This window comes from Pseudomonas sp. Z1-12 (assembly GCF_051132015.1).
GTDB lineage: Bacteria > Pseudomonadota > Gammaproteobacteria > Pseudomonadales > Pseudomonadaceae > Aquipseudomonas > Aquipseudomonas zanjanensis.
Map to the genome: position 1 here is coordinate 3,633,971 of NZ_CP071647.1, position 24,926 is coordinate 3,658,896.

The following is a 24,926-nucleotide window of genomic DNA, read 5'->3' on the forward strand; positions in this document are numbered from 1 at the left end:
CTAATGAGCTTCTATGGCTAAGAGGGGCTTTTGTGGCTAAGGAGGCTTTTGTGGCGAGGGAGCTTGCTCCCGCTGGGCTGCGCAGCAGCCCCCTTTTAGCGATTGCTACGCAATCGAGCGGGAGCAAGCTCCCTCGCCACAAAGGCAATCATGCAGCCCATTGCTGTCTGAGCCAATCAGTCGCCCAACAAACTCAACAATCGCTCACGGGCCACTTCCAGCTCACCGGGAACGGGCTGGGCCGCCGAGACAATCGGGGTGGAATAGAGAAAAAGCAGCATCACTGCCAGACGCATCGCCATGGTGTCGATCCTTATTGGTAAGGAGTCAATTAACGAGCGTCAAATTTAAACACATGGCCATGTGATATCACAACGGTGATTTTCAACCCTATGCACGAAGCCTGCGATCTTTTCTCTTCCCCGGGATCCAGGTAGGAAACGAAAAGATCGCAGGCTTCAATGGTCAGCGTTGTTCAGTGTTGGATCTTATGATCCAGCGCCGCATAGAAATTGGCGCTTTGTTGCAGGTACTTCTCGGTGTAGCTCTGGGTGCGGTTTTTCTTGTCGCTGATCTCGATGCTGGCACTGGCCGGCAATGCCACGTTGGCGGAGATGGCGGAAGCGGCGATCACGGAAAAAAGATTCAGGTTCATGGCGGTAATCCTCGGATTCAGTTGGCTGATTTGCCCGGTGGGGCCGTGAAGCAAACTTACGCGCCGAGGCGTCTCGCCTTGAAATGCTTTGTAATACTAGCGACTATCAGTCTTGTTGATACAACGGCGAAGGCCCCTGAAATCGGGGCCTGAGCGTTATTGACGCACCAGGAATTTCACATCGCTCGGCGCATCCATGGGCAGTTTCTGAACGGTTTTGCCCACCAGGCCGGTCTTTGGATCGCGCTCGATGACCACGATCTGGTTGCTCTTCTGGTTGGCGACCAGGACGAATTTTTCGCTTGGATCAAGGCTGAACTCCCGGGGGTGATCACCCTCGACGGAGCGTCGCTGCAGTTCCTTCAAGGTGCCAGAAGCCGGGTCTACGGCGAACACCAGGATTTCGTTGGTGGTGCCACGATTGCTGACGTACAGGAACTTGCCGTCCCTGGACGCATGCAACGCTGCCGCTGCCTTACCCGGCTGGGGTTTGCCGTCGGCCAGATCGACCAACTGGCGTTGGGTCAGGCGGCCGTCCTGGTAATCGAATACCGCGACCTGGGCGCTCATTTCCATCGTCAACCAGGCATGCTTGCCATCGCTACTGAACAACAGATGGCGCGGCCCGCTGCCCGGCGGCAGTTGCACGAAGGGCGGATCGGCAGGCGTCAGCGGCAGTTCGGGGTTGGCCTTGGGGTTGTAGCGGTAGACAAACACCTTGTCCGCCCCCAAGTCATTGGCGAACACATAGTTGCCGTCTGGTGAAGGCACCGCGGAATGCACATGAGCGGATTTCTGCCGCTCGGGATTGACCCGACTCGGCTGATGGCTGCCCGATTGGACCACTGGCGCCAGCTTGCCGTCCGCCCCCACCGGCAGCACCACCAAGGTGCCGCCCGGGTTTTCCAGCACGGAATAGTTACTGACCAACAAATGCTGGCCGTCGTGGCTCAAGCTCGAATGGGTCGGTTCGTTGCCCAGGGATTGCACTTGGCTGATCAGGCTGATGGCGTGGGTCTTCGGGTCGATGGCGTAGCTGCTGACCTTGCCCACCGGGTCTTTCTGGCCCGGCCCGTTTTCGTTGACCACGAACAGCCGGGTCATGTCCTTGGACAGGGTCAGCCATGAAGGATTGTCTGTCTTGATTACTTGCAACGGGTTGGCGTCGATCTGGCCGGTGCGGCTGTCGAACTGCAACCGGTAGATGCCTTGGCTCTGGCCCGCCGTGTAGGAGCCCACCAACAACTGGTGGCGCTCGCCGGTGTCGGCCTGGACGCCCATGGCGCCCACGCTGCCGGCCATCAACAAGGGCCAGAAACTACGCATCTTCATGATCGGAGTCCTCATCGTCGTGGCCGCTGGTTGCTTCCACGCATTCCAGGTGGTGATCGCCCGAATCGCTGGTAATGACCCAATGCTTCAGGGCTTTGTCGAAGGTCGCGGCCTGCATCTGCGCCGGGGTGAAACGCCAATGCTCAAGGGTGCGGCCGTTCATGCACTCGACGTGCAACTGATCTTGCTCGTCGAGGGAGAAATCGAATGCATGCAGCCCATCGATAATCAGCATGTCGCAGTGTTCGAGGGCTTGCAGCAGGGTGTCGGTTACGGCAGTCATGGTGATCAGTCAGTCATTGGGAAAGCGCCATGATAACCCAATGTGGGAGTGGGCCTTGGGCCATAAGGTTCGAAAGCCATTTCGACGGGTAGATCGCCATCGCGAGCAAGCTCGCTCCCACAGTTGGATTTCAGCGAACACAAATTTGCGGTCACTGGAGATCCCCTGTGGGAGCGAGCTTGCTCGCGATGAGGCCGGCACATTCAACTCGAATGTAACGACCTCACCGCAACCCTCAGAGCGCCTCGCGCCCCGGCACCCCATCCACCAACCGCTGGATCCCCAGCGGATTCGCGTTCTTCAGTGGCTCGGGCAGCAGGCTGTCCGGGTAGTTCTGGAAGCACACCGGACGCAGGAAGCGATCGATCGCCAGCGTGCCCACCGAGGTGCCACGGGCATCGGACGTCGCTGGGTAAGGCCCGCCGTGCACCATCGAATCACACACCTCGACGCCGGTTGGATAACCGTTGAGCAAGATGCGGCCGACCTTCTGCTCCAGCAACGGCGTCAGTTCGCCGAACTGTTCGAAATCCGCCGGCTCGCCAATCATCGTCGCGGTGAGTTGGCCGTGCAGGCCGTTCAGCGCGGCGGTCAGTTGCGCCTGGTCGGCGACTTCGACAAATACCGTAGTCGGGCCGAACACCTCTTCTTGCAGCGCCTCGTCACCGTTGATCAACAGGCTGGCGTCGGCCTTGAACAACTGCGGCTGGGCCTGGTTGCCCTGTTGCTCGCGCCCGGCCAGGTGTTCGATGCCCGGGTGCGCCAGCAGCTTTTGCAGGCCCTTGCCGTAGCTTTGCAGCGTGCCGGCGTTGAGCATGGTCTGGGCAGACTGGTCGCCGATCAGCGCGGCCACCTGTTGGGTGAAGGCGGTGAACTGCGGCGAGCGAATGCCGATCACCAGGCCCGGGTTGGTACAGAATTGACCGCAGCCCTGCACCACCGAGGCGGTCAGGTCGCGAGCGATGCTGTCGGCGCGGGTTTCCAGCGCATGGGGCAACACGATCACCGGGTTGATGCTCGACATTTCGGCGAACACCGGAATCGGCTGGGGCCGGGCGGCCGCCATGTCGCACAGGGCACGCCCGCCCTTGAGGGAACCGGTGAAACCCACGGCCTGGATCGCCGGATGCTTGACCAGCCATTCGCCGACGCCACCGCCATAGATCATGTTGAACACACCGGCCGGCATCGAGGTTTTCTCGGCGGCGCGAATGATCGCGTCGGCGACGTGTTCTGCCGTGGCCATGTGGCCGCTGTGGGCCTTGAACACCACCGGGCAACCGGCGGCCAGCGCCGCTGCGGTATCACCACCGGCGGTGGAGAATGCCAGGGGGAAGTTACTGGCGCCGAACACCGCCACCGGGCCGAGGCCGATGCGGTACTGACGCAGGTCCGGACGCGGCAGCGGCGTGCGCTCCGGCAATGCCCGGTCAATGCGCGCGCCGTAGAAGTCGCCTCGGCGCAACACTTTGGCGAACAGACGCATCTGGCCGCTGGTACGCCCGCGCTCGCCCTGGATCCGCGCCGCTGGCAACGCGGTTTCACGGCAGACCACGGCGACGAAGTCATCGCCCAAGGCGTCCAGTTCATCGGCAATGGCTTCGAGGAACTCGGCCCGGCGCGCCGCACTCAGGCTGCGATAGATCGGGTATGCCGTGGCAGCGGCCTTGGCGGCGGCATCGACTTCTTCGGCCGTGGCCTGGACGAATGCATGGGGCAAGGCCTCGCCGGTGCTGGCGTCGACGCTCTGCAGGCGGGTCTGGCCGGCCGCGCTGCGCGCCCCGCCAATGTAGTTGTGGCCAAGGATCTGGTTCATCGCAAGTCTCCTTTAAAGTGTGCCGATAGTACCCGGATTGAACACCGCGTCCACCGGGGCAATACCGTTGACCAGCGGCGCGCCGAACTCCGCCTGGCTGATTTCGAACACATCCCCCGGCTGGGTGCGGATGCCATCGGCGAACGACAGCGTCGCGGTGCCGAAGAAGTGTACGTGGACGTCCCCCGGGCGCAGGAACTGACTGTATTTGAAGTGGTGGAATTCCAGGTTTTCGAGGCTGTGGCACATGTTCGCCTCGCCGCTGAGGAATTCGTTCTGCCACAGCACTTCGCCGTTGCGCAGGATACGACTGGTCCCGGACAGATGTTGAGGCAGTTCACCCACGCGAAGTTCCGGGCCAAAACTGCAACTGCGCAATTTCGAATGGGCCAGGTACAGGTAATTCTTGCGCTCCATCACGTGGTCGGAAAACTCGTTGCCCACGGCAAAGCCCAGGCGATACGGCTTGCCATCGTGACCGATGACATACAGGCCGCTGATTTCCGGCTCTTCGCCGGCGTCTTCGGCGAACGGCGGCAACGGAAACGGATGGCCCGGACGAACGACAATGCTGCCGTCGCCCTTGTAGAACCACTCCGGTTGCACGCCGGCCTGCCCGGCCTGGGGTTTACCGCCCTCCACGCCCCACTTGAAGATGCGCATGGTATCGGTCATGGTCGCTTCGTCACCGGCCTGCTGGTGCATCTTGTCCCGGGCCGAGGCACTGCCCAGGTGGGTCAGGCCGGTGCCGCTGACCAACAGGTGCGCCGGGTCCGGGTGATCCAGCGGCGGCAGGATGCGCAGCTCACCGAGCAACTGCGCGTAGTCATGGCTTGCACCCAGGCCCAGGCCGTTGACCTGCTGCTCAAGCTTCACACCCGCTTCGATGGCTGCCAGCGCCAGCTCGCGCACGGTGCCGGCGCCCTGCACTTCGCGCACTTGATCGCCCTCGACCACACCGACGCGGCGTGCGCCGTTACTCAATTCGAACTGAACTAAACGCATGGGTTTTCTCCCTGTAAACAAAAACATGAATAGGCGTAGCAGGCTTTTGTGGCGAGGGAGCTTGCTCCCGCTGGGGGGCGAAGCACCCCCAACTCCGGGCGCCGCGTTCATTCAGGCAAAACACAGCGCGTGTTTTGCGACTGCTGCGCAGTCGAGCGGGAGCAAGCTCCCTCGCCACAAAAGCTCTCTTCCACAATTGCAATAAGTTCAGGTACGTGTCGCTCCCCGGGCGCTGGCGGCAAACTGATCCGCCGGCAACACATGCTTGCGCTCCAGCAGGCGGTAGACCACGCCAGTCAACACCAAGCCAAACACCATCACACCGAACAGGAAATACAGCCCCGAAGCCAGGTTGCCGGTGTACTCCTTCAGCGCACCGATCACGAACGGACCAATGTAGCCACCCAGGTTGCCCACCGAGTTGATCAGCGCGATGCCCGCCGCCGCACTGGCGCCCGCAAAGAACCGTCCCGGCAAGGTCCAGAACACCGCCGTGCAGGAAAACAGCGCGAACGCCACCAGGCACAGCGCCGCCAATTGCAACACCGGCACCGACAACCAGGCGCTGAGGAACAGGCCGATGGCGCCCAGCACGTACAACACGGCCAGGTGACCGTAGCGGTCGTTCAAGCGGTCGGAACTGCGGGGAATGATCAGCAGGCCGACGATGCCGAAAATGTACGGCACCGAGGACACGAAACCGGTCACCAGATCGCTGCCGCCGAACTGTTTGATCAGCGTCGGCAACCACAAGCCCAGACCATAGATGCTCAAGGTCACTGGCAGGTAGAACAGCGCCAGCAGCAACACACGCTTGTCCTTGAGGGCATGCAGCGGATTGCCGTGACGGGTCTGGCCGTATTCCTCCAGGTCTTTTTTCAGCTCACCGGTCAGCCAGTCCTTCTCGGCCTGGTCCATCCATTTCACTTGTTGCGGGCCATCCGGCAGGTAGCGCAGCACCGGCCAGGTCAACAGCACTGCCGGCAGGCCGATGACAATGAACAGCCATTGCCAGCCATGGAGGCCAAGGATGCCGTCCATGCCCAGCAAGCCGCCGGACACCGGGCCGGTGATCATCATCGCGATGGGTTGGGAGAGAATGAACAGCCCCAGGATCTTGCCGCGATGGCGTACCGGGAACCATTGAGTGATGTAGTACAGCACGCCAGGGAAGAACCCGGCTTCGGCCGCGCCCAACAAAAAGCGCATCACATAGAAACTATGGGGGCCTTGCACGAACGCCATGCCAATGGTGATGGCGCCCCAGGTAATCATGATCCGGGCGAACCAGCGCCGGGCACCGAAGCGCTCCAGCATCAGGTTGCTGGGGATTTCCAGCAGGAAATAACCGATGAAAAACAGCCCGGCACCCAGGCCGTAGGCGGCGTCGCCGATGCCGATGTCGGCGCCCATGTGCAGCTTGGCAAAGCCCACCGCAGAGCGGTCCACGTAGGCGATCAGGTACAGCAGGATCAGGAAGGGAATCAGTTTGAGAGTGATGCGACGAATAAGCCGCAGTTCCTGGCTCATGGGACCGGTCTCCGATTGTTGTTGTTATAGAACCTCGGGGGATTTCTCTCGCGAATGACCGCTAGGACAATCCCTCCGTTGAATCGGACTATATAGTAATACTATTTACCCAACAACACTTCCAAACCGCACAAATTGCGCTTATGTTACGCTTCAGCTAGAACAATATAGTCATACAATAAGAGAATCGATCATGTCTGATAAGAAACCCTCCCTGCGCTCGGCCCAATGGTTTGGCACCGCCGACAAGAACGGCTTCATGTACCGCAGCTGGATGAAAAATCAGGGCATCGCCGACCATCAGTTCCACGGCAAGCCGATCATCGGTATCTGCAACACCTGGTCGGAGCTGACGCCGTGCAACGCGCACTTCCGGCAGATCGCCGAGCACGTCAAGCGTGGCGTGATCGAGGCCGGGGGATTCCCGGTGGAGTTCCCGGTGTTCTCCAACGGCGAATCGAACCTACGGCCCACCGCCATGCTGACCCGCAACCTGGCGAGCATGGACGTGGAAGAGGCGATTCGCGGCAACCCGATCGACGGCGTGGTGCTACTCACCGGTTGCGACAAGACCACCCCAGCGCTGCTGATGGGCGCCGCCAGTTGTGATGTACCGGCCATCGTCGTCACCGGCGGGCCGATGCTCAACGGCAAGCACAAGGGCCAGGACATTGGCTCCGGCACCGTGGTCTGGCAATTGAGCGAGCAGGTCAAGGCCGGCACCATCACCATTGACGATTTCCTCGCGGCCGAGGGCGGCATGTCCCGCTCGGCCGGTACCTGCAACACCATGGGCACGGCCTCGACCATGGCCTGCATGGCTGAAGCTCTTGGCACTTCCCTGCCCCACAACGCGGCGATTCCGGCCGTGGACGCACGGCGTTATGTGCTGGCCCACATGTCCGGCATGCGTGCGGTGGAAATGGTCCGTGAAGACCTGAAGCTGTCGAAGATCCTGACCAAGGAAGCCTTCGAAAACGCCATTCGTGTCAACGCCGCCATCGGCGGCTCGACCAACGCGGTGATCCACCTCAAGGCCATTGCCGGACGCATCGGCGTGCAACTGGACCTGGACGATTGGACCCGCATCGGGCGCGGCATGCCGACCATCGTCGACCTGCAGCCGTCCGGGCGTTTCCTGATGGAAGAGTTCTATTACGCCGGCGGTTTGCCCGCCGTGCTGCGTCGCCTGGGTGAAGCCAACCTGATCCCTCACCCGAACGCGCTGACGGTCAACGGCAAGAGCCTCGGCGACAATACCAAGGACGCGCCGATCTACGGCCAGGACGAAGTCATCCGCACCCTCGACAACCCGATCCGCGCCGACGGCGGTATCTGCGTACTGCGGGGTAACCTGGCGCCACTGGGCGCGGTGCTCAAGCCTTCCGCCGCCACTCCTGAGCTGATGCAGCATCGCGGCCGCGCGGTGGTGTTCGAAAACTTCGACGAGTACAAGGCACGGATCAACGACCCCGAGCTCGATGTGGACGCCGACTCGATCCTGGTGATGAAAAACTGCGGGCCGAAGGGTTATCCGGGCATGGCTGAAGTGGGCAACATGGGCCTGCCGGCCAAGCTGCTGGCCCAGGGCGTGACGGACATGGTGCGTATTTCGGACGCGCGCATGAGCGGCACCGCCTACGGCACCGTCGTCCTGCACGTGGCGCCGGAAGCCGCAGCCGGCGGGCCTTTGGCCGCCGTGAAGGAAGGCGACTGGATCGAGCTCGATTGCGCCAGCGGCCGCCTTCACCTGGACATCCCCGACGCCGAACTCGCCGCGCGCCTGGCCGACCTCGCACCTCCGCAACAGTTATTGGTGGGCGGCTACCGCCAGTTGTACATTGACCATGTGCTGCAAGCGGACCAGGGCTGCGACTTCGACTTCCTGGTGGGCTGTCGCGGCGCCGAGGTGCCGCGTCACTCGCACTGACCCAGGTCTCCCTTATGGGAGCAAGCTTTGTGAGAGCTGAGCTTTTGTGGGAGCTGAGCTTGCTCGCGATAGCGGTGTAACAGACAGCAGAGATGTTGACTGGAAGTGCCTCATCGCGAGCAAGCTCAGCTCCCACAAAAAGCTCACTCCCACAATGGGTCTGTATCCAAATCAAAAATCGCACTAGCGACCCGCCATCGCCGCGCCTGCTATCATGCGCAACACCCCCTTCGCACAGGATCGCGCCGCGTCCCATGGATTACCGCAAACCCTCCGACCGCAAAAGCATGCATGCGCGCATCGTCCAGGAACTGGGCATGCAGATCGTCTCCGGGCGCTTCAAGCCGGACGATAAATTGCCCGCCGAAGCCCTGTTGTGCGAAGAGTATGCAGTCAGCCGCCCGGTGCTGCGCGAAGCCACCCGGGTACTGGTCGCCAAGGGTCTGGTGTATTCGCGCCCGCGCGTGGGCACGGTGGTCAAGGCCCGTCGGGAATGGCACATGCTCGACCCGGACGTGCTGCACTGGTTGATGCAAAGCAGCCCGCAGAATGAATTCTTCGGCCTGCTCACCAGCGTGCGCAGCATCATCGAACCCGCCGCCGCCGCCCTCGCCGCCCAGTTCGCCACCGACGACGACATCGCCGCCATCAGCGAAGCCTACCAGCGCATGGAAGCGGCCCCGACGCCCGAAGCGTTGCTGCAACCGGACCTGGACTTCCACAGTCGTATCGCCGACGCCACTCACAACGACCTGCTCGCCAATCTATGCAACATGTTGTCCGTGGCCATCGCCGAAGCGCTCAAACACTCCAACCAGCGGCCCAACCTGCATGAACTGGCGATGCCACGACACAAGGCGATCCTCACCGCCATCGAGAACCGCGACGCCCTCGGCGCGCGCCACGCGACCCTGGTGCAACTGGACGATGCCCGCAGCGCCTTGAACGTGGTGCTGGGCAACGATCCCGACCAAGCCTGACACAACCCGCCCCAAGCGGGTGGTATCTATATACCGCACACAGAGGAAGGGAATCCCGACACTTGACCCTCGTCGTCATCCCGACGGCCATGCGTTCAAGAAAAGGAATTCCTATGACCTCGCTATCCTCGGGCGACAGTCCCTCTACCGCCGCACAAACCATCAGCACGATCTTCGCCGGCCGCCCGACCTTCGAACAGGTTGCCCAGCAGATGCTCGAGCAAGCCCTCAGGGAAACGTACCCCGCGCTGGCCATCGACCTCGGCAAGGTCCAACTGGCAACACCGAATGAGGCCGCCCAAGGCTGGAACTATCAGCCCTTCATGCCTCTGGTGCTCGATTACCTGGCCCTCGGCACGCCGTTGGATTTCAGTTCACAGGGTGAACTCGACTGTTATCTGTCCGACGCTGTCCCCCGTCGCCTCTCGTGGCTGGACACGAAAGTGGTGGAGAAAGCGGCGCGCGCGCTTCCCTGGACCGTACCGCTCGGGCTCGAAGACGCACTTGCCCGCTATTGGAATGGCGATGCCGACACCGCCTCCCTTCCCCAGGCAACTGACCGCACCAGCCGTTGGCAGTGGCTAAGCGATACGCTCAGAACCACGTTGCATATCCGCCGGCTGCAACAGCCGGGCCTGACGGTGCCTGCCTGCGAGGCGCTGGAGCAGATCGTGCGCTGGCCGGAGCGCGCGCAACGTTTCAAGCACAATGCCTCCGCAGTCTACGCCTACGGCCTGAACAGCATACTGACCAAAGGCGCTTCCACTTCAGTGCTGCCCAGCAGCGATCTTCTCCTGGAGCATTACACCGAATACGGGCTCACACTCTTGCTGTGCAGTCCGGGCGCCGCGATCCGAGCTTTCGAATCGCTGGACGCGTTCAATCGCCACTGGCGCGAACGCATCGCCAATCGCTATGTGGTCGAGACGATCACTTGCCAACGCTACGAACTCGGCGGCCACGCCTTCGACACCCAAGCCGCACTGATCCTGGAGCAGCAACTGACCGAGTTGAAGACCGTGAAACTGCCGTCGCGAATCGGCCTGGCGAATCTCAACGCGCTGTACAACGATTTGAGCGACCCGGCGCGATACCTGCGCGATGCTCCGCGAGTGACAGCTGACACATCGACCCGACTCGCGCCGCTATTGCCCGACTGGTTGAAAAGCGCATCCCTGGCCGATCGCGGCCGATTCCAGCGATACAGCCTGGCCCAGGCCGGCACTGGGTGTCGAGGCCGAGCCCAGCTCAGCGACATCAAGGCCTTTACAGCCGATGCACTGCTCAGGCAAATGAACAAAGCCAATGAAAGCAGCCCGGATAAAGTCGACAGCAGCCAGTACCAACCCGACGATGTCCAGCTGATCTTCACGGTTTCCGCAGGATATCCAGGCACCGCCGGCATCAGCGAACAGAGAACGATGAGCCTGACTCGCCTGGCCATCGACAACCTTGTCGCGCGCCCCAGCGGTCATTTCAAACTGACTCATCGGCAAGGCCTGCCATTGCCAGCCTGGCTGACAGCGGATTTCATTACCCGAAAGAACGGGCTGATCGAGCAAGTCGACATCGGCACGGCCTATCCTCGCTACCTGCAACAAGAATTGCTGGGCGACTCATCCCAAGCTCGGGAGCATCAGCGAATGTTCGCCGACCAGGTCCCGGCGCAGTTGCCGCTCGAAGCGCTGCAACAGATGCTCACGCGCAAGGACGGAGTGACTCGCCAAGGGCTGCGCTTCATCGAGGCGGTTTTCCAAGCCGACGCCGAGGGTCGAAATGTAGGTGGCCAACCCGTCGTCATGCGACACCTGGCTTTCCTGCACAAGCCCCAGGCCCGGCCCGACATTGTGAGCAACATGTTCATCGTCGATGCACAAGATGCCAAGACCGGCCCACACCTGTTGTATCGCCCGCTGTATGCCCCCTCGCTGTTGGAGTTTCCCACGCGCGAGGCGTTGCTACAGGCCATCGCCACCGCGGGCGACCTGCAAACCAGCGTCCTGACCTGGATGCCCGACGCAGCACGCCCGGTGTACGCCAACGGTGGTTTTTTGGAGCCGCACATCGTGCGCTTTCTCCAGGGCGACGAATTCACGGCCCCTGAAAAGCCCGCCCCGGCCACGCTTGCCGTCGACGGCGCGAGTGACGAATTACTGCAATACCTGGGTCAAGGCGAGCTATTGCAGTACTTGTATGGCTGCAATGCCCAAGCCTTGGTCACCCAGGCCGACCGCAACTCCGTGTCCAACAGCGAGAGCCGGTGGGCGGTGCTGCTCGAAGGCGGCAGCCTGTTGTTCAACGCGCTGCTGTTTCCCTTGCTGCGCGGTCCGGCCATGGCCACTGTCTGGTTATGGAGCTTGATGGCGAGCGCCAGTCGTGACATTCCCGCCCTGATGAGCGAAGACCCTGCGACACGGGAACTTGCCGCCGTCGATTTCCTGGTCAACCTCGCCATGCTGGCGAGCCAGCTACACGCCAGCCCCGTACCGCCCCGTGTGCCCATCGCCGAATCGCTCATGGAACAGGCCATCGAACCTCCCGCTCCGCGCGTCATCGCCGAACAATGGCCCGCGCCGCCCCAGCCGAAGACCCTGGAAGGATCCGTTACCCTGCCCGACGCGCATTCCGGCGTCCTCGACCGAACCCTCGATTTCAGTTTCGCCAGTGCCCGCCAACAACTGTCGCCGAGCCAACGGGAGCAACTGCTACGTATGCAGGTATCGCGCCCCGACCCTCTTCCCACCCCCAGCCAATTCGGTCCTCTTACCGGCCTGTACGTGATCGATAACAAATGGCACTCCCTGGTAGACGGCAAGCTGTTTCGCATCAGCCCGGAAGACGACGGCAGCGCGACGATTGTCGACCCGCTCGACCCACTCAAGACGGGCCCGGCGTTGCAGTCGGATGGTCGGGGGAACTGGTCCCTGGATTTGGGCCTGCGCCTGAGAGGGGGAATGCCGCCCAAGCGCATCGCCGAGCAGCGGCGACTCAAGGACCAGAGAAGGCGGGAACTGAACGATGAGTTGGCCAGCTTCGCGCTCCAACAACCCAACCAATATGCGGCGTTGAAAGTTGCTGAACAAGACCTGAAAAAATTCGAAGAGGGCAGCATCTACACCGAAGCGCAGCGTGCCCCCGTACGTCAAACCTTCTACACACTGATAGAGCAGCAGATCGACATTCGCCGCCAACTGCTCGATAGCATGCCCGAACGCGACGAGCTGAACATCAGCTTGCCCGCGAGCCGCGTCCGTGAACTGATGGGGGATGTGGCCAGCTACGCTGGCATCGCCTCTGAAGCGACCCATACCGAACATCAAGCGTTCAACGAAGCAAACCCGCGCTTTTCAGAAAACTTTATGCCCGATGTTGCGATCATGAACAGAGAAGGCTATTTGCGCTATCTCGAGACGACACTCGACATCAATACTCGGCGAATCCGTTGGCTGGAGCTCAATGAGGAGTACCTGGAAAAACTCTTGAATCAGGGCTCCTCAGGCGCCAAGGAATATAGGCGGCTGACGAAAAATCGTCCCTCGGACACGATAAACTCGATCACCGCCAAATCCCTGCAAATGAGTACGCTCAACTTATTATCTCTCAGGCGCTCCGGCGGCCTGGCCGAATACATGTATCGAATTTTCGAGCCGCTTGGAAAACAGGTACGCACGCACTCCGAACTGCATACTTACGAACTGACGCCATCCGACGAACTGGAAGTGCTGGAAAGCCTGAGCGAGCAGTACGCCAGGGCCCTGGACCATCTGCAGGGCATGAGAACCCTCTATCCCGACGATATAAACCCACCCTACTTCAGCCGACTTACCGCGCTGGTCGAAAGCCTGTATCAGGATGCCTCCAGCAAACTGGCCATCCAAGTCAAGCCCGAGCCGGAACCGGAGCGCGTCAAGCAGCCACCGAAACGTCCCAACGCGGCCGAGGGACGCCCGCGGAAAAAAGTGATCAAGACCCGCAACAATGGGGTTTTGATCGGCGACTTCAAGCCGGCCGGCACCAGCCTGCCGATAGATGTCGTCGAACTGCGCTCGGATATCAATGATGAGGTCGTCGCCACCTATTCGCTCCACGAGGATGTGTGGGACCCGGTCGATGTGCGTAAACCGGAGCCTGCCGCTGCGCCAGTACCCGCCCCAGCACCCAGAACGCGGCGTGTCGAAACGATAAGCCGCGATGCGCGCAAACTGCTCGGTCAGCTGGAGCAGCGGTTGCGCCGCGCCGAAGATTACAAAACGCGCTGCCGTTATCCTCAGGAAATCGAGGAGATCCTGAACAATGAAGCGAGCCGATTCCGCGTCCTGTCCGACGAACTCGACAACGCCATCGCAAGCTCACAAACGCCACGCACCCCGGAAGAGGGGGCGCTGAGCATCCAATTGAAGGATGCGATTACCCGGCTGACCAACAGGGGCAGCACCCTGCGCACCGAGTTGAGCCTGAGTTTGCCGCCCACCGATGGCAACCTGCGCTACCTGTTCGAAAAAGACCTGATACAAGTTGCACGACTCGGCGAACGCAAGACCTTGGCAGGCGCCCGGAAGGATTTCCTTCAGGAATACGCCGTCAACGACCGTGATGGTTTCCCACTTTGGTATGCGCACTTTCATTATGAAGCGATGGATGCACCGAAAGCCGACTATACCGTCGCCCACCTCAAGACCAAGGCGCAGCGTCGAGAGCACTATCACTCACTGCTCGCCAAGGCTAACAACCCCTATGCGGTGATCGATGTGCACCGTGGACAGATCGGCCGATCACTGGCCCAAAGCAGGTTTCTACCGTTGGCGCCGTGATCGAGGTCCATGGAAACCTGTGGGAGCGAGCTTGCTCGCGATGGCGGATGGACATTCAACACCTTCATTGACTGTCACACCGCTATCGCGAGCAAGCTCGCTCCCACATCAGTTCGCCACCTGGGCTGGGCTGAAGGTTCTGCCATCGATCAATGGGCAAACAGTGAGTTGCCCTTCTGCCCCGCCAGCTTCTCAGGCTTGATCAGGAACCGCGCCAGCGCCGGCAGCAGCCACAGCGCACCAAACATGTTCCACAGCAACATGAACGTCAGCATCAAGCCCATGTCGGCCTGGAACTTGATCGCCGAGAAGATCCAGGTGCACACGCCAATCGCCAGGCACAGGCCGGTGAACAGCACGGCTTTACCGGTGGATTTCAGCGTCTGGTAGTAAGCCTCCTGCAACGGCAAGCCGGCGCGCAGGAAACTTTCCAGGCGGCTGTAGATGTAGATGCCGTAGTCCACGCCAATCCCCACCCCAAGCGCCACGACGGGCAAGGTCGCGACCTTCACGCCAATGCCCATGAAGGCCATCAGGGCGTTGCCCAGCACCGAGGTCAGCACCAGCGGCAGCACGATGCACAGCGTCGCCGCCCAGGAACGGAAGGTGATCATGCACATGGTCGCCACGCAGATGTACACCAGGATCAGGATGGTCAGTTCCGATTCCTTGATCACCTCGTTGGTGGCCGCCTCGATGCCGGCGTTACCGGCGGCGAGGATGAACTCCAGGCCATCGCGGTTGTTGTCCTTGGCAAAATCCTGCACCGCCTTCACCGCGCGGTCCAGGGTCTCGGCCTTGTGATCGTTGAGGAACACCAGCACCGGCGCCAGGGAACAGCTGTTGTTGTACAGGCCATCGGCCCGGGCGATGGAGTTGTTCAGCACGTCAGGGTTGCGCGACAAGGTCTCCCATTTCAGGTTGCCCTCGTTCATGCCCTTGATCATTTGCTTGGACACGGTCACCAGGGAAATCGCCGACTGCACGCCCTCGGTGTTCTGCATCTTCCACATCAGCTCGTCGATCGGGGCCATGGCCTCATAGCGCGAGCAGCCTTCGGCCTTGGTCTTGACCATCACCACCAGCACATCGGAGCTGGTGGAGTAATTACTGATGATGAAGTTGTTGTCCTGGTTGTAGCGCGAGTCCGGACGCAGCTCCGGCGCGCCCTGGTCCAGGTCGCCGATCTTCAGGTTCTGGCTGTACCAGAGGCCGCCGCCAAAGGCGATCACCGCCAGGGCAATGGACACCGGCGCGACCTTGGCGCTGGCGAAGCTCGACAGCAGGCGCCAGAACGGGTGTTCACGGGTCGCGTCTTTCTTGCTGCGCTCGACCGCCCGCTTGCTGATGCCGACGTAGGAGATCGCCACCGGCAGCAGGATCAGGTTGGTGAACACGATGACCGCCACGCCGATGGAGGCGCCGATGGCCAGTTCACGGATCACGCCGATGTCGATGATCAGCAAGGTGATGAAGCCCACGGCGTCCGCCAGGATCGCGATCATCCCCGGCAGGAACAACTGGCGGAAGGTACGCCGCGCCGCCGTCAGGGCATTGTCCGCCTCGCTGGACTGCAAGGCGATGCCGTTGATCTTCTGCACGCCATGGGAAATGCCGATGGCGAAGATCAGGAACGGCACCAGCATCGAGTAGGGATCCAGGCCAAAACCGGCCGCATGCATCAGCCCCAGTTGCCAGACCACCGCCACCAGGGTAGTGCTCAACACCGCAACGGTGCTGCGCATGCAGTTGGTGAACCAGTACAGCAGGATCAAAGTGATGACGAAGGCCACGCCGAAGAACAGCACCACCATGACCAGGCCGTCGATCAGGTCACCCACTTTCTTGGCAAAGCCAACGATATGGATCTGCACATTCGGGTTCTGGGCTTCGAACTTGTTGCGAATCTTGTCTTCAAGCTCATGGGAGAACTTGCGATAGTCGAGGGCAAGCAGCTTGCCCTGGTCCTGCGGGTCGGGGTAGGACTCCAGCAACGGGATGTCGATGATGCTCGATTTGAAATCGTTGGCCACCAGGCGCCCGACCTGGCCGGACTTGAGCACGTTGTTGCGCAGCAGGTCGAGGCTGTCGGCCGAGCCGTTATAGCTCTGGGGGATCACCTCGCCACCGGCGAAGCCCTCCTCCGTCACTTCGGTCCAACGCACACTGGGGCTCCACAACGACTTGAGCCCGGAACGGTCCACACCGGAGATGTAGAACACCTCGTCATGGATCTGGCGCAGGGTCTCCATGTAGTCCTTGGAGAAAATATCGCCGTTGGTGGCTTCCACGGAAATGCGCACCGTGTTGCCCAGGTTCGCCAGGTCGTTGCGGTGCTCAAGCATCTTCTCGATAAAAGGATGCTCGAGGGGAATCATTTTTTCGAAGCTGGTGGAGGGCCGGATCAGCGTGGCCTGCCAGAACAGGAAGACGCTGACCAACAGGCAAATGACGATCACTGCCGGGCGGTTGTTGAAAATCAGGCGTTCGAGGAACGTCGCCTTGTCTTGGTGATGACTGCTCATGGGGTCCGCCTTCTTGTTTTTATGCCCGTCTCGCAGGCCTGACTCATTTGCTCAGTTCAGCGCCAGTGGACGTGGTGGCGCGCACGCCGCCTTGCCCTGCCAGGATCAGGTTGCCATTGCCCGCCGCCGTGACGGCCGCCACGGAGATTCGGTCCGGACGGTTGAACACGCTGAAGGTCTCGCCGTCGTCGGTGCTGCGCACCACGCTGCCGCCGTTGCCGACAATCACGATGGAACCGTCCGTCAGCAACGTGGCGCCGGACAGGCCGAACTCCAGCGTTCCACGGGAGGCCTTGAGCTCGACTTGCTCCCAGGTGCCGCCAAAATCGGTGGAACGGTACAGGTTGCCGCGCAAACCGTAGGCCAGCAGCGTCGAAGGCTGGGCGGTGCCGATGACACCGAACAGCGAGCCTTCGTACGGGCCTTCGACCTTTTCCCAGGTTTGGCCCCAGTCGGCGGAACGGAACATGCTGCCGGCCTCGCCGACAATGAACAGCCCGGCGTCTTTCACGGCCGCGATGGCATTGAGGTGGAACTGGTCTTCGTTTTCGAGGAGGTCGCTGGCGTCTTCCCAGTGCTTGCCGCCGTCAGTGGTCTCGTACAACGCGCCATACGCACCCACGGCAAAACCATTGCCGGCGTCCTTGAACCAGACATCCAACAGCGGCGCTTCACGGGTGAGGTCTTCGAATTGCTTGGTCCAGGTGCTGCCGCCGTCATCGCTGGCGAGGATCTGCGCGTCGTGCCCCACCGCCCAGCCGTGCTTGTCGTCCACGAAAAAGACTGCGGTGAGCAGTTGGCGGGTCGGCACCTTGGCCTGGGTCCAGGACGAGCCCTGGTCATCGGAATAGACGATGTGCCCTCGATCACCGACCGCCACCAGGCGCTGCCCGGCATGGACCACATCGAGCATCAGGGTTTTGCTGGCCTTGGTCGATTCGACGGAATAGATGACATCGGACGTCGACGCCGCAACGGCCATCACCGGTGCCGACAACACCGCAGAGCCCAGCAGCGACAGCGCCGAAGCCAGCAGCGCGACTCTGCGCAGCAGCGGCGGCCGGCAGCGGCCCACAGCCATGACAGGCTCATTCATAGACCTTTCCCCCATTATTATTGTTATGGCTTGGTACGTTGCCGTTCCTGGAGCATAGTCCTGAAACCTGCAATCTAGAGCCACTTCGGAAGCTGGCGTTATCCTATCGGGCTTTCGAAAGGTCTGACAATCGACGCCGCGTTATCTTTTGTTAACCGGGGAGATATCGATCAAGGGTGAATCAGAAGATATTCGTGAGGGTGATGAATGTGGCGAGGGAGCTTGCTCCCGCTGGAGGCCGAAGGACTCCCTGATCTTGGTTCGCACGCCTTCTCTGGCGAAATGAATCAAGATCGGGCCTGCTTCGCAGGCCAGCGGGAGCAAGCTCCCTCGCCACAAAAGGCAGCGCCAGGCCTGTTTACGCCAAGCTCTTGCTCACCACCTCGAACACATCGGCCGACAGCCCGCCGGACGCGAGGATGCGTTCCAGTTCGGCTTTCATCAGGGCCTGGCGGGCGCTGTCGTATTTGCGCCAGCGGGTCAACGGGGCCAGTTGTCGCGAGGCGATCTGCGGGTTGAAGCCATTGAGCTGGATGACCAGGTCCGCCAGGAAGCGATAACCGGAGCCGTCAGCGGCGTGGAAGTTGATCAGGTTCTGCCCGGCAAACGCACCGATCAGGGCCCGCACCTTGTTCGGGTTCTTGATGTTGAACGCCGGGTGCTCCATGAGCGCCTTGACCCGTGCCAGTCCACCCGGCAATGGGCTGCCGGCCTGGACGCTGAACCACTGGTCCATGACCAGCGGGTTGCCCTTGAAGTTTTCCGCGAACACGTCCAGTGCCTTGGCCTTCTCGGCCTCGAATGGCGAGTTGACCAGCACCGCCAGCGCGGTCAGGCGCTCGGTCATGTTGTCGGCGGTGTCGAATTGATCCAGGGTCGCGCTCAGCACCTCAGGCTTGTCGGTCAGCATCAGATACGACAACGCAATATTTTGCAGCGCGCGGCGGGCGAAATGCTCGGCCTCGGCCACGTATGGCGTGCGTTTCGACAGGTCGCGATTGGCTTCATAACGCAGCCACAGGCCTTCGAACAGGTTCTCGGCCAACTGCTGGCGGGCGAACTCACGGGCGACGTGGATCGCCTCGACGTCGGCCACTTCGCTGATTTCCGTCAGGTAGGCTTCGCTTGGCAGCGAGAGCATTTCCGCGACCATGGCCTGGTCCAGGGATTCGTCCGACAGTACGCTGCGCAGCGCACTGACCAGGCGCGGATCCAGCGTCAGGCTGGCGCCCTGCTGATGCTGGGCGATCAGTTCCTGCAACACCTGCACCGACAACTGCTGGCCGGCGTCCCACCGGTTGAAGCCATCGCTGTCGTGTTGCATCAGGAACATCAACTGGTCGCGGTTGTACGGGAAGCTCAGTTTCACCGGCGCCGAGAACCCACGCAGCAACGAAGGCAGCGGTTGTTCAGGGATATCGACGAAGGTGAAGGTCTGCTCGGCCTCGGTCACCGAGATTACCCGGGACGTACCGTCTGCCGCCGCTTCACCGGCCAGGCGCAACGGGATCTCGGCGCCCTGGCTGTCCAGCAGCCCAAGCTCCACGGGAATCACGAACGGCAGTTTTTCCATCTTGTCCGGGGTCGGCGGGCAGCTCTGGCGGAAGGTCAGGCTGTAAGTCTTGGCGGCGGCGTCGTAGGACTCGCTCACCGCCAGCCGTGGTGTGCCGGCCTGGCTGTACCAGCGCTTGAACTGGGTCAGGTCGACGCCATTGGCATCTTCCATGGCCTTGATGAAATCGTCACAGGTCACAGCCTGGCCGTCGTGGCGTTCGAAGTACAGGTCGCTGCCCTTGCGAAAGCCCTCAGGCCCCAGCAGGGTGTGGATCATGCCGACCACTTCCGAGCCCTTCTCGTACACCGTCAGGGTATAGAAGTTGGAAATCTCGATAAAGTTGTCCGGACGCACCGGGTGGGCCATGGGGCCGGCGTCTTCGGCGAACTGGTGGGTGCGCAGGTACGCCACGTCCTGGATACGCTTGACGGTGGCGGAGTTCATGTCCGCCGAGAACCCGGCGTCGCGGAACACCGTGAAGCCTTCCTTGAGCGACAGTTGGAACCAGTCGCGGCAGGTCACGCGGTTACCCGACCAGTTGTGGAAATACTCGTGGGCAACGATCGCTTCGACCCGCTGGTGGGCGGCATCGGTGGCGGTTTCGGCGCGGGCCAGCACGGCGCTGGAGTTGAAGATGTTGAGGCCCTTGTTCTCCATGGCGCCCATGTTGAAATCGTTGACCGCGACGATCATGAAGATGTCCAGGTCGTACTCGCGCCCGTACACCTCTTCGTCCCAGCGCATCGACTTCTTCAGGCTGGTCATGGCGTGCTGGCACTTGTCGATGTTTTCCGGCTCGACGTAGATGCGCAGCGCCACGGTGCGCTCGCTCAGGGTGGTGAAAGTGTCTTCGACGCACCACAGGTCACCGGCCACCAGGGCAAACAGGTAGGCCGGCTTCTTGAACGGGTCTTCCCAGGTCGCCCAGTGCCGGCCGTCTTCGCCAGGGCCGCTGGCAATCGGGTTGCCGTTGGACAGCAGCACCGGATAGCTGTGCTGCTCGGCCACCACGGTGGTGGTGAACTTGCTCATCACGTCCGGGCGGTCGAGGTAATAAGTGATCTTGCGGAACCCTTCGGCCTCGCACTGGGTGCAGAACATGCTGCCGGACTTGTACAGGCCTTCCAGGGCGGTGTTGGTTTCCGGGTGGATCCGCACGGTGGTGTCGAGCGTAAAGGCCTGGGTCTTGGGCTGCAACGTCAGGTGGCTGTCGTCCAGCTGATAATCGCCCTGCCCCAGGTCGGCATCGTCGAGCTTGAGCGAGACCAGTTCCAGGTGCTGGCCATCGAGCACCAGCGGCGGCAGCCCGGCGCCGCGCTCGGGGTTGCGGCGCATCACCAGTTGCGCATGGACCAGGCTGTGGTCCTCGAACAACTCGAAGGTCAGGTGTGTTTCATCGATCAGGTACTCGGGGGCCTGATAATCCTTGAGGTAAATCATCTTCGGTTGTTCGGTGCGCATGGGTCGAATCCTTCTACTGATGCACGGCGAGCTGGTAGGCCGTGTATTTACGAATGTTGATCACGCCGGTGTCGAAAATCAGGTACTGGCCCTTGATCCCCAGCAGCGTGCCCTCGGCGATCGGGTTCTTGTCCAGGTTGAAGCTGACGATCTTGGTCGGGTATTGCTTCACCGGATAACGGATCTCGATGGGTTCGACGTCCGCTATGGTCTGGATCGCTTGCAGGCCGAATCGTTCCTGCAAGCCCTGCAATCCCTGGGCGCAGCTGTCGAACAGCGCGTCGCGGATCGCGGGCAAATCCACCGCCGCCGCGTCGCCCTTGAGCAAGGCGCGCCAGTTGGTCTTGTCCGCCACCTGGCTGCGAAACAGGTCTTCGACGAAGCCCGACTGCTGGCGGGTGGCGACCCGCAGGATCGGCAGCGCCTGGCTCGCGCCCTGGTCGAGCCAGCGGGTCGGCAACTGCGTGGCACGGGTGATGCCGACTTTCACGCCCGAGGAGTTGGCCAGGTAGACCACATGATCGGTCATGCAGAACTGCTCGCCCCAGGCCGGATCACGGCACGTGCCGGCGTCGAAATGGCAACGCTCGGGGCTCATGATGCACAGGTCGCACTGGGCCAGCTTGGTCATGCACGGATAGCAATAACCCTGGCTGAAGCTGGTCTTGGTCCGGCGCCCGCAATGGGTGCAGTGGATCGCACCGAGGTATTCCAGGCGGATCGTGCTGCCGATCAACGGATTGACCGGCACCTCAACCTCGCCCAGGCGAAAGGCGTATTGAACGGTCGGCCCGTCCAGGCGTGCCGACATCTTGCTGATTGCACCGCGGCCAATCTCGATCAATGGATGGCGTCCGACTTGAACAGGATATTCGGCACTTCAGTGGCTTTCGACTGGCACTCCTGCGGGCCCATGTAGCCGGTGCGCTCTTCTTCGGGCAGGTTCTGGATTTCCCAGGCGATCATCGCCTGCAAGGACAGTTCGCGCTGCTCGGCGGTGAGCTTGTTGCCATCGGCCCATTTACCGATTTCCACGGCAAGCTTCAGGCTGCGGTAGATATCGGGGGTGATGTTCTGGATCATTTCGTTGAAGGAAGACATGGGTTCTCCGCGCAATCGCGCATTCTCAAAAGACACAGGCGCCGGTCAAAGGGCCATTTTACGGCGAGCGAACAGCCCGCCCAATAACCCAGTGAAGCAGCCGACGAGCAGCCCGCCGACGTGGGCCGCGTTGGCGATCTCACCAAAACCGATCAGCGAAACCAGCCCGGACAGGCACAGCAGCAACCACACCAGCATCATCACCAGCACCCCGCGGGGCAAGTGATAGGCCGGGTTCGGTGCGAGCAGTTGGTAGATCCAGCAATGGCCCAGCAGGCCGTACAACACCCCGGACAACCCGCCGAACAGCGTCGCACCGCTGAAAAAGTACTGGGCGAAATTGGAGACAAGGCTGAACAGCAATGTCAGCCCCAATAAGTTGATGCCACCCTGGCGCGCTTCGATCCGCCGCCCCAGCTCCCAATACCACATGCCGTTCATGGCGATGTGCAGGAAACCGAAGTGGATCAGCATCGGCGTCACCAGGCGCCACCACTGCCCCGCCGCCAGGCTGTCGGCCAATGGCGTGAACTGGATGTAGTCGCCAACGACGCGGAACTCGAGGAAGGTCAGCCAGCGCAGGGTCTCTAGATTATCTCCCAGCAGGGTAACCGCGCTGACGATCAGGCTCAGCAACAGCACCACGGCCGTCACTGGGCTGCGAACCAGTTGCTGGACGAACCCCGCGCGCCGGGACGTGCTGGCGGTGTCCGGCAGTTCCAGTTGCTGATCGGGATCGCCAGCAGGAAAACGCGCGTACAACGAACGCACGTCCTCACTGATCTCGTCCGGCACCCAGAGCACCTGCTCGCCCGCCTCTTCGCTGACGCGATGGGGCACCTGCATGCGTTGCAGCAGCTTGACGAAGCCGCTCAGGTCGACTGCCAGGGGCAGGCGCAAAACCGCGACAGCACTCATTGCACCACCTCCGGCCGTTCGACATCGACCCAGACGAACTTGTGCGGGTCCAGGCGGGTTTCCTGGTCGAGGCGATAAGCGACCAGCTTGCCGTAGAGCACCGCACTGTAGTCCAGGCAAGCCAGGTTCGGGCGGATTGGCGCGGGTTTGCCGCTGCGCCAATAGTGGCCGACGAACAGCAGCGGCTCATCGACGCCATAACGCAGCAGGTTGTTTTTTTCGTCCGGCGACAGCGGCGTGCGGGCGACCGGCTCCGGCAAGGCGTCGGGCTGGAACACGATGTCGCCGTAGGTCTGCGGGTTGTCTTCCCAGAACTTGGTACGGAAAAACGAACGGGTCAGGCCATCGCCACCGGTCAGCGTCAGGCCGTGGGGCAGGCGCATGTCCGTGCCGCGCAGCAAGCGATCGAACACCGTGCAGGCGAAACTGCCCGACTCGGCCGAGGCCTGGAGAAAATGCTCGTCGATGCAACCGTCCGGGAACAATCCCCGCAGCGGTTCGATCAGGCCCGCATCCCAACAGGCATGCACCACCCGGAAACGGCCGGCGTCGACAAACAACGGCAGCTCATAGAACCATTTGAGAAAGTCATGCCAGTCGCCGGGATGCTGCTCGAACTGGGTCAGGGTCTCGTTGAGCAGGCGGGCATGGCGCGGCGTGTGTTCGCGCACGTAGCGCTGGCCGCTGCCCGGCAATGCCGGTGTGCTCCAGCCCAGGGCGTTGAACTCGTGGTTGCCCATGATGCACAGCGCCTGGCCGGCCATGACCATGTCGTGGACGATGTGCAGCGCCTCGCGAATCCGCGGGCCACGGTCGATGATGTCCCCCAGGAACACGGCCATGCGCGACGGATGCCGCCAGACCCCGCCCTGCTTGTGGTAACCGAGTCGGTCCAGCAGGTGTTCCAGGGTCAGGGCGCATCCGTGCACGTCGCCGATCAAATCGTAACTGCGCGCAGGATCGAGCATCAGTCGCCTCCACCCCCCAACCGACTGCCCCAGCCGAGCTTGGTCCGGCAGACTTCGTAGTAATTGTGATCCAGCGGGTGGATCAGGCGCAGCTTCTGCGCTTTTTTGCTGACGGTGATGGTGTCACCCGGCGCGCAGGTGAAATGGTTCTGGCCGTCACAGGACACTTGTGGGTAGATCTGCATATCCTTGGACACGACGATTTTCAGCTCACTGTTGCCATCGACCACGATGGGTCGCCCAGACAAGGTATGGGGGTACATGGGCACAATCACAATAGCGTCGAGCTTGGGGTGCATGATCGGCCCGCCGGCCGACAGCGCATAGGCGGTGGAACCGGTGGGGGTGGCGACGATCAGGCCGTCGGCCTTCTGGCTGCAGACGAACTGGCCGTCGATGTACAGCTCGAATTCGATCATCCGCGTGGACTTGCCGGGGTGCAGCACCACGTCGTTGAGGGCGTCGCCCTGGCCGATGGCCTCGGCGTGACGACGGACTTCGGCTTGCAGCAGGAAGCGGTTTTCCACCAGGTAGTGGCCGTCCAGCACCTCGGCGACCTTGATCTCCAACTCGTCAGGGCGGATATCGGTGAGGAACCCCAGGCTGCCGCGGTTGATCCCCAGCACCGGGATATTGTGCCGCGCCAGGGCCCGGGCGGCGCCCAGCAGGCTGCCGTCGCCGCCCACCACGATCACCATGTCACACACCTCGCCGAGCATCTTGCGCGACGAGGTCTGCAGGCCATGGCCCGGCAGGACTTCGGCGATGGTATCTTCGAGGATCACGTGCAGGTGCCGCTCCAGGAGGAAACGCTTGAGCCGGCGAACGGTGTCCAACACCTGCGAACTGCCCAGGCGACCGATGATGCCGATATTACGAAATTGCTCCATGAGGCTCCTGCGAAGGTCTGCGGCGGGCGAAAACACGATTATGGGCGAAAGCGCGCCGTAGACAAAATCC

The 24,926-nt window shown here is 61.7% G+C and carries 18 protein-coding genes; 3 read left to right on the forward strand and 15 right to left on the reverse strand.

Features of this window, described 5'->3' with window-relative positions; all coding sequences use genetic code 11:
- Positions 1 to 176 precede the first annotated feature (176 nt).
- From J3P85_RS15370 to J3P85_RS15400, 7 genes are all read right to left on the reverse strand, one after another.
- Positions 177 to 302 carry a hypothetical protein gene (locus tag J3P85_RS15370; protein ID WP_272971873.1) on the reverse strand — a complete coding sequence of 42 codons (126 nt, stop codon included), beginning with the start codon at positions 300 to 302 and terminating at the stop codon, positions 177 to 179.
- Between the two features lie 173 nt (positions 303 to 475).
- The gene (locus J3P85_RS15375; RefSeq protein WP_434702250.1) at positions 476 to 655 is read right to left on the reverse strand and encodes a hypothetical protein; all 180 of its coding nucleotides are present in this window, start codon (positions 653 to 655) and stop codon (positions 476 to 478) included.
- A 156-nt stretch (positions 656 to 811) separates the two neighbouring features.
- The gene (locus tag J3P85_RS15380) at positions 812 to 1,987 is read right to left on the reverse strand and encodes a lactonase family protein (protein ID WP_434702251.1); all 1,176 of its coding nucleotides are present in this window, start codon (positions 1,985 to 1,987) and stop codon (positions 812 to 814) included.
- Positions 1,974 to 2,270, reverse strand: a complete 297-nt coding sequence (locus J3P85_RS15385; RefSeq protein WP_434702252.1) for a DUF5629 family protein — start codon at positions 2,268 to 2,270, stop codon at positions 1,974 to 1,976. The genes J3P85_RS15380 and J3P85_RS15385 overlap by 14 nt, the downstream gene beginning before the upstream one ends.
- Before the next feature lie 235 nt (positions 2,271 to 2,505).
- Positions 2,506 to 4,086, reverse strand: a complete 1,581-nt coding sequence (locus J3P85_RS15390) for an aldehyde dehydrogenase (NADP(+)) (RefSeq protein ID WP_434702253.1) — start codon at positions 4,084 to 4,086, stop codon at positions 2,506 to 2,508.
- 12 nt (positions 4,087 to 4,098) lie between these two features.
- Positions 4,099 to 5,091 carry an AraD1 family protein gene (araD1, locus tag J3P85_RS15395; protein ID WP_434702254.1) on the reverse strand — a complete coding sequence of 331 codons (993 nt, stop codon included), beginning with the start codon at positions 5,089 to 5,091 and terminating at the stop codon, positions 4,099 to 4,101.
- 207 nt (positions 5,092 to 5,298) lie between these two features.
- Positions 5,299 to 6,621, reverse strand: coding sequence for an MFS transporter (locus J3P85_RS15400; RefSeq protein WP_434702255.1), 1,323 nt, complete (start codon positions 6,619 to 6,621; stop codon positions 5,299 to 5,301).
- A 193-nt stretch (positions 6,622 to 6,814) separates the two neighbouring features.
- Here J3P85_RS15400 and J3P85_RS15405 point away from each other — a divergent pair, with 193 nt between their 5' ends.
- From J3P85_RS15405 to J3P85_RS15415, 3 genes are all read left to right on the forward strand, one after another.
- Complete coding sequence (locus J3P85_RS15405) at positions 6,815 to 8,551, forward strand: IlvD/Edd family dehydratase (RefSeq protein ID WP_053184808.1); 1,737 nt, start codon at positions 6,815 to 6,817, stop codon at positions 8,549 to 8,551.
- A gap of 254 nt (positions 8,552 to 8,805) precedes the next feature.
- Complete coding sequence (locus tag J3P85_RS15410; protein ID WP_434702256.1) at positions 8,806 to 9,531, forward strand: FadR/GntR family transcriptional regulator; 726 nt, start codon at positions 8,806 to 8,808, stop codon at positions 9,529 to 9,531.
- Between the two features lie 113 nt (positions 9,532 to 9,644).
- A complete protein-coding gene (locus J3P85_RS15415; RefSeq protein WP_434702257.1) occupies positions 9,645 to 14,342 on the forward strand; it encodes a dermonecrotic toxin domain-containing protein in 4,698 nt (1,565 codons plus the stop codon).
- A gap of 149 nt (positions 14,343 to 14,491) precedes the next feature.
- Here the strand turns inward: J3P85_RS15415 and J3P85_RS15420 are convergent, their stop codons facing one another.
- The 8 genes from J3P85_RS15420 to J3P85_RS15455 form a co-directional block, all read right to left on the reverse strand.
- A complete protein-coding gene (locus J3P85_RS15420; RefSeq protein WP_207965261.1) occupies positions 14,492 to 16,867 on the reverse strand; it encodes an efflux RND transporter permease subunit in 2,376 nt (791 codons plus the stop codon).
- A gap of 43 nt (positions 16,868 to 16,910) precedes the next feature.
- The gene (locus J3P85_RS15425) at positions 16,911 to 17,963 is read right to left on the reverse strand and encodes a WD40/YVTN/BNR-like repeat-containing protein (protein ID WP_434702258.1); all 1,053 of its coding nucleotides are present in this window, start codon (positions 17,961 to 17,963) and stop codon (positions 16,911 to 16,913) included.
- A 358-nt stretch (positions 17,964 to 18,321) separates the two neighbouring features.
- Positions 18,322 to 20,979 (reverse strand): aminopeptidase N, encoded by a 2,658-nt coding sequence (pepN, locus tag J3P85_RS15430; protein WP_434702259.1) that lies wholly within the window; start codon positions 20,977 to 20,979, stop codon positions 18,322 to 18,324.
- Between the two features lie 13 nt (positions 20,980 to 20,992).
- Positions 20,993 to 21,823, reverse strand: coding sequence for a DUF2797 domain-containing protein (locus J3P85_RS15435; RefSeq protein WP_434702260.1), 831 nt, complete (start codon positions 21,821 to 21,823; stop codon positions 20,993 to 20,995).
- A complete protein-coding gene (locus J3P85_RS15440; protein ID WP_030142618.1) occupies positions 21,820 to 22,080 on the reverse strand; it encodes a YeaC family protein in 261 nt (86 codons plus the stop codon). The genes J3P85_RS15435 and J3P85_RS15440 overlap by 4 nt, the downstream gene beginning before the upstream one ends.
- A gap of 45 nt (positions 22,081 to 22,125) precedes the next feature.
- Positions 22,126 to 22,998 (reverse strand): rhomboid family intramembrane serine protease, encoded by an 873-nt coding sequence (locus J3P85_RS15445; RefSeq protein ID WP_186704873.1) that lies wholly within the window; start codon positions 22,996 to 22,998, stop codon positions 22,126 to 22,128.
- Positions 22,995 to 23,969 (reverse strand): metallophosphoesterase, encoded by a 975-nt coding sequence (locus J3P85_RS15450; RefSeq protein ID WP_411387498.1) that lies wholly within the window; start codon positions 23,967 to 23,969, stop codon positions 22,995 to 22,997. Before J3P85_RS15450 ends, J3P85_RS15445 begins: the two co-directional genes overlap by 4 nt.
- Complete coding sequence (locus J3P85_RS15455; RefSeq protein ID WP_003180647.1) at positions 23,966 to 24,856, reverse strand: NAD(+) kinase; 891 nt, start codon at positions 24,854 to 24,856, stop codon at positions 23,966 to 23,968. The genes J3P85_RS15450 and J3P85_RS15455 overlap by 4 nt, the downstream gene beginning before the upstream one ends.
- Between the last annotated feature and the right edge of the window lie 70 nt (positions 24,857 to 24,926).

Bases quoted from the DNA above. Each gene is read 5' to 3' on its own strand.
- J3P85_RS15370 (WP_272971873.1), bottom strand. From the start codon at position 302: ATGGCGATGCGTCTGGCAGTGATGCTGCTTTTTCTCTATTCCACCCCG.
- J3P85_RS15375 (WP_434702250.1), bottom strand. From the start codon at position 655: ATGAACCTGAATCTTTTTTCCGTGATCGCCGCTTCCGCCATCTCCGCC.
- J3P85_RS15380 (WP_434702251.1), bottom strand. From the start codon at position 1,987: ATGAAGATGCGTAGTTTCTGGCCCTTGTTGATGGCCGGCAGCGTGGGC.
- J3P85_RS15385 (WP_434702252.1), bottom strand. From the start codon at position 2,270: ATGACTGCCGTAACCGACACCCTGCTGCAAGCCCTCGAACACTGCGAC.
- J3P85_RS15390 (WP_434702253.1), bottom strand. From the start codon at position 4,086: ATGAACCAGATCCTTGGCCACAACTACATTGGCGGGGCGCGCAGCGCG.
- araD1 (WP_434702254.1), bottom strand. From the start codon at position 5,091: ATGCGTTTAGTTCAGTTCGAATTGAGTAACGGCGCACGCCGCGTCGGT.
- J3P85_RS15400 (WP_434702255.1), bottom strand. From the start codon at position 6,621: ATGAGCCAGGAACTGCGGCTTATTCGTCGCATCACTCTCAAACTGATT.
- J3P85_RS15405 (WP_053184808.1), top strand. From the start codon at position 6,815: ATGTCTGATAAGAAACCCTCCCTGCGCTCGGCCCAATGGTTTGGCACC.
- J3P85_RS15410 (WP_434702256.1), top strand. From the start codon at position 8,806: ATGGATTACCGCAAACCCTCCGACCGCAAAAGCATGCATGCGCGCATC.
- J3P85_RS15415 (WP_434702257.1), top strand. From the start codon at position 9,645: ATGACCTCGCTATCCTCGGGCGACAGTCCCTCTACCGCCGCACAAACC.
- J3P85_RS15420 (WP_207965261.1), bottom strand. From the start codon at position 16,867: ATGAGCAGTCATCACCAAGACAAGGCGACGTTCCTCGAACGCCTGATT.
- J3P85_RS15425 (WP_434702258.1), bottom strand. From the start codon at position 17,963: ATGAATGAGCCTGTCATGGCTGTGGGCCGCTGCCGGCCGCCGCTGCTG.
- pepN (WP_434702259.1), bottom strand. From the start codon at position 20,979: ATGCGCACCGAACAACCGAAGATGATTTACCTCAAGGATTATCAGGCC.
- J3P85_RS15440 (WP_030142618.1), bottom strand. From the start codon at position 22,080: ATGTCTTCCTTCAACGAAATGATCCAGAACATCACCCCCGATATCTAC.
- J3P85_RS15445 (WP_186704873.1), bottom strand. From the start codon at position 22,998: ATGAGTGCTGTCGCGGTTTTGCGCCTGCCCCTGGCAGTCGACCTGAGC.
- J3P85_RS15455 (WP_003180647.1), bottom strand. From the start codon at position 24,856: ATGGAGCAATTTCGTAATATCGGCATCATCGGTCGCCTGGGCAGTTCG.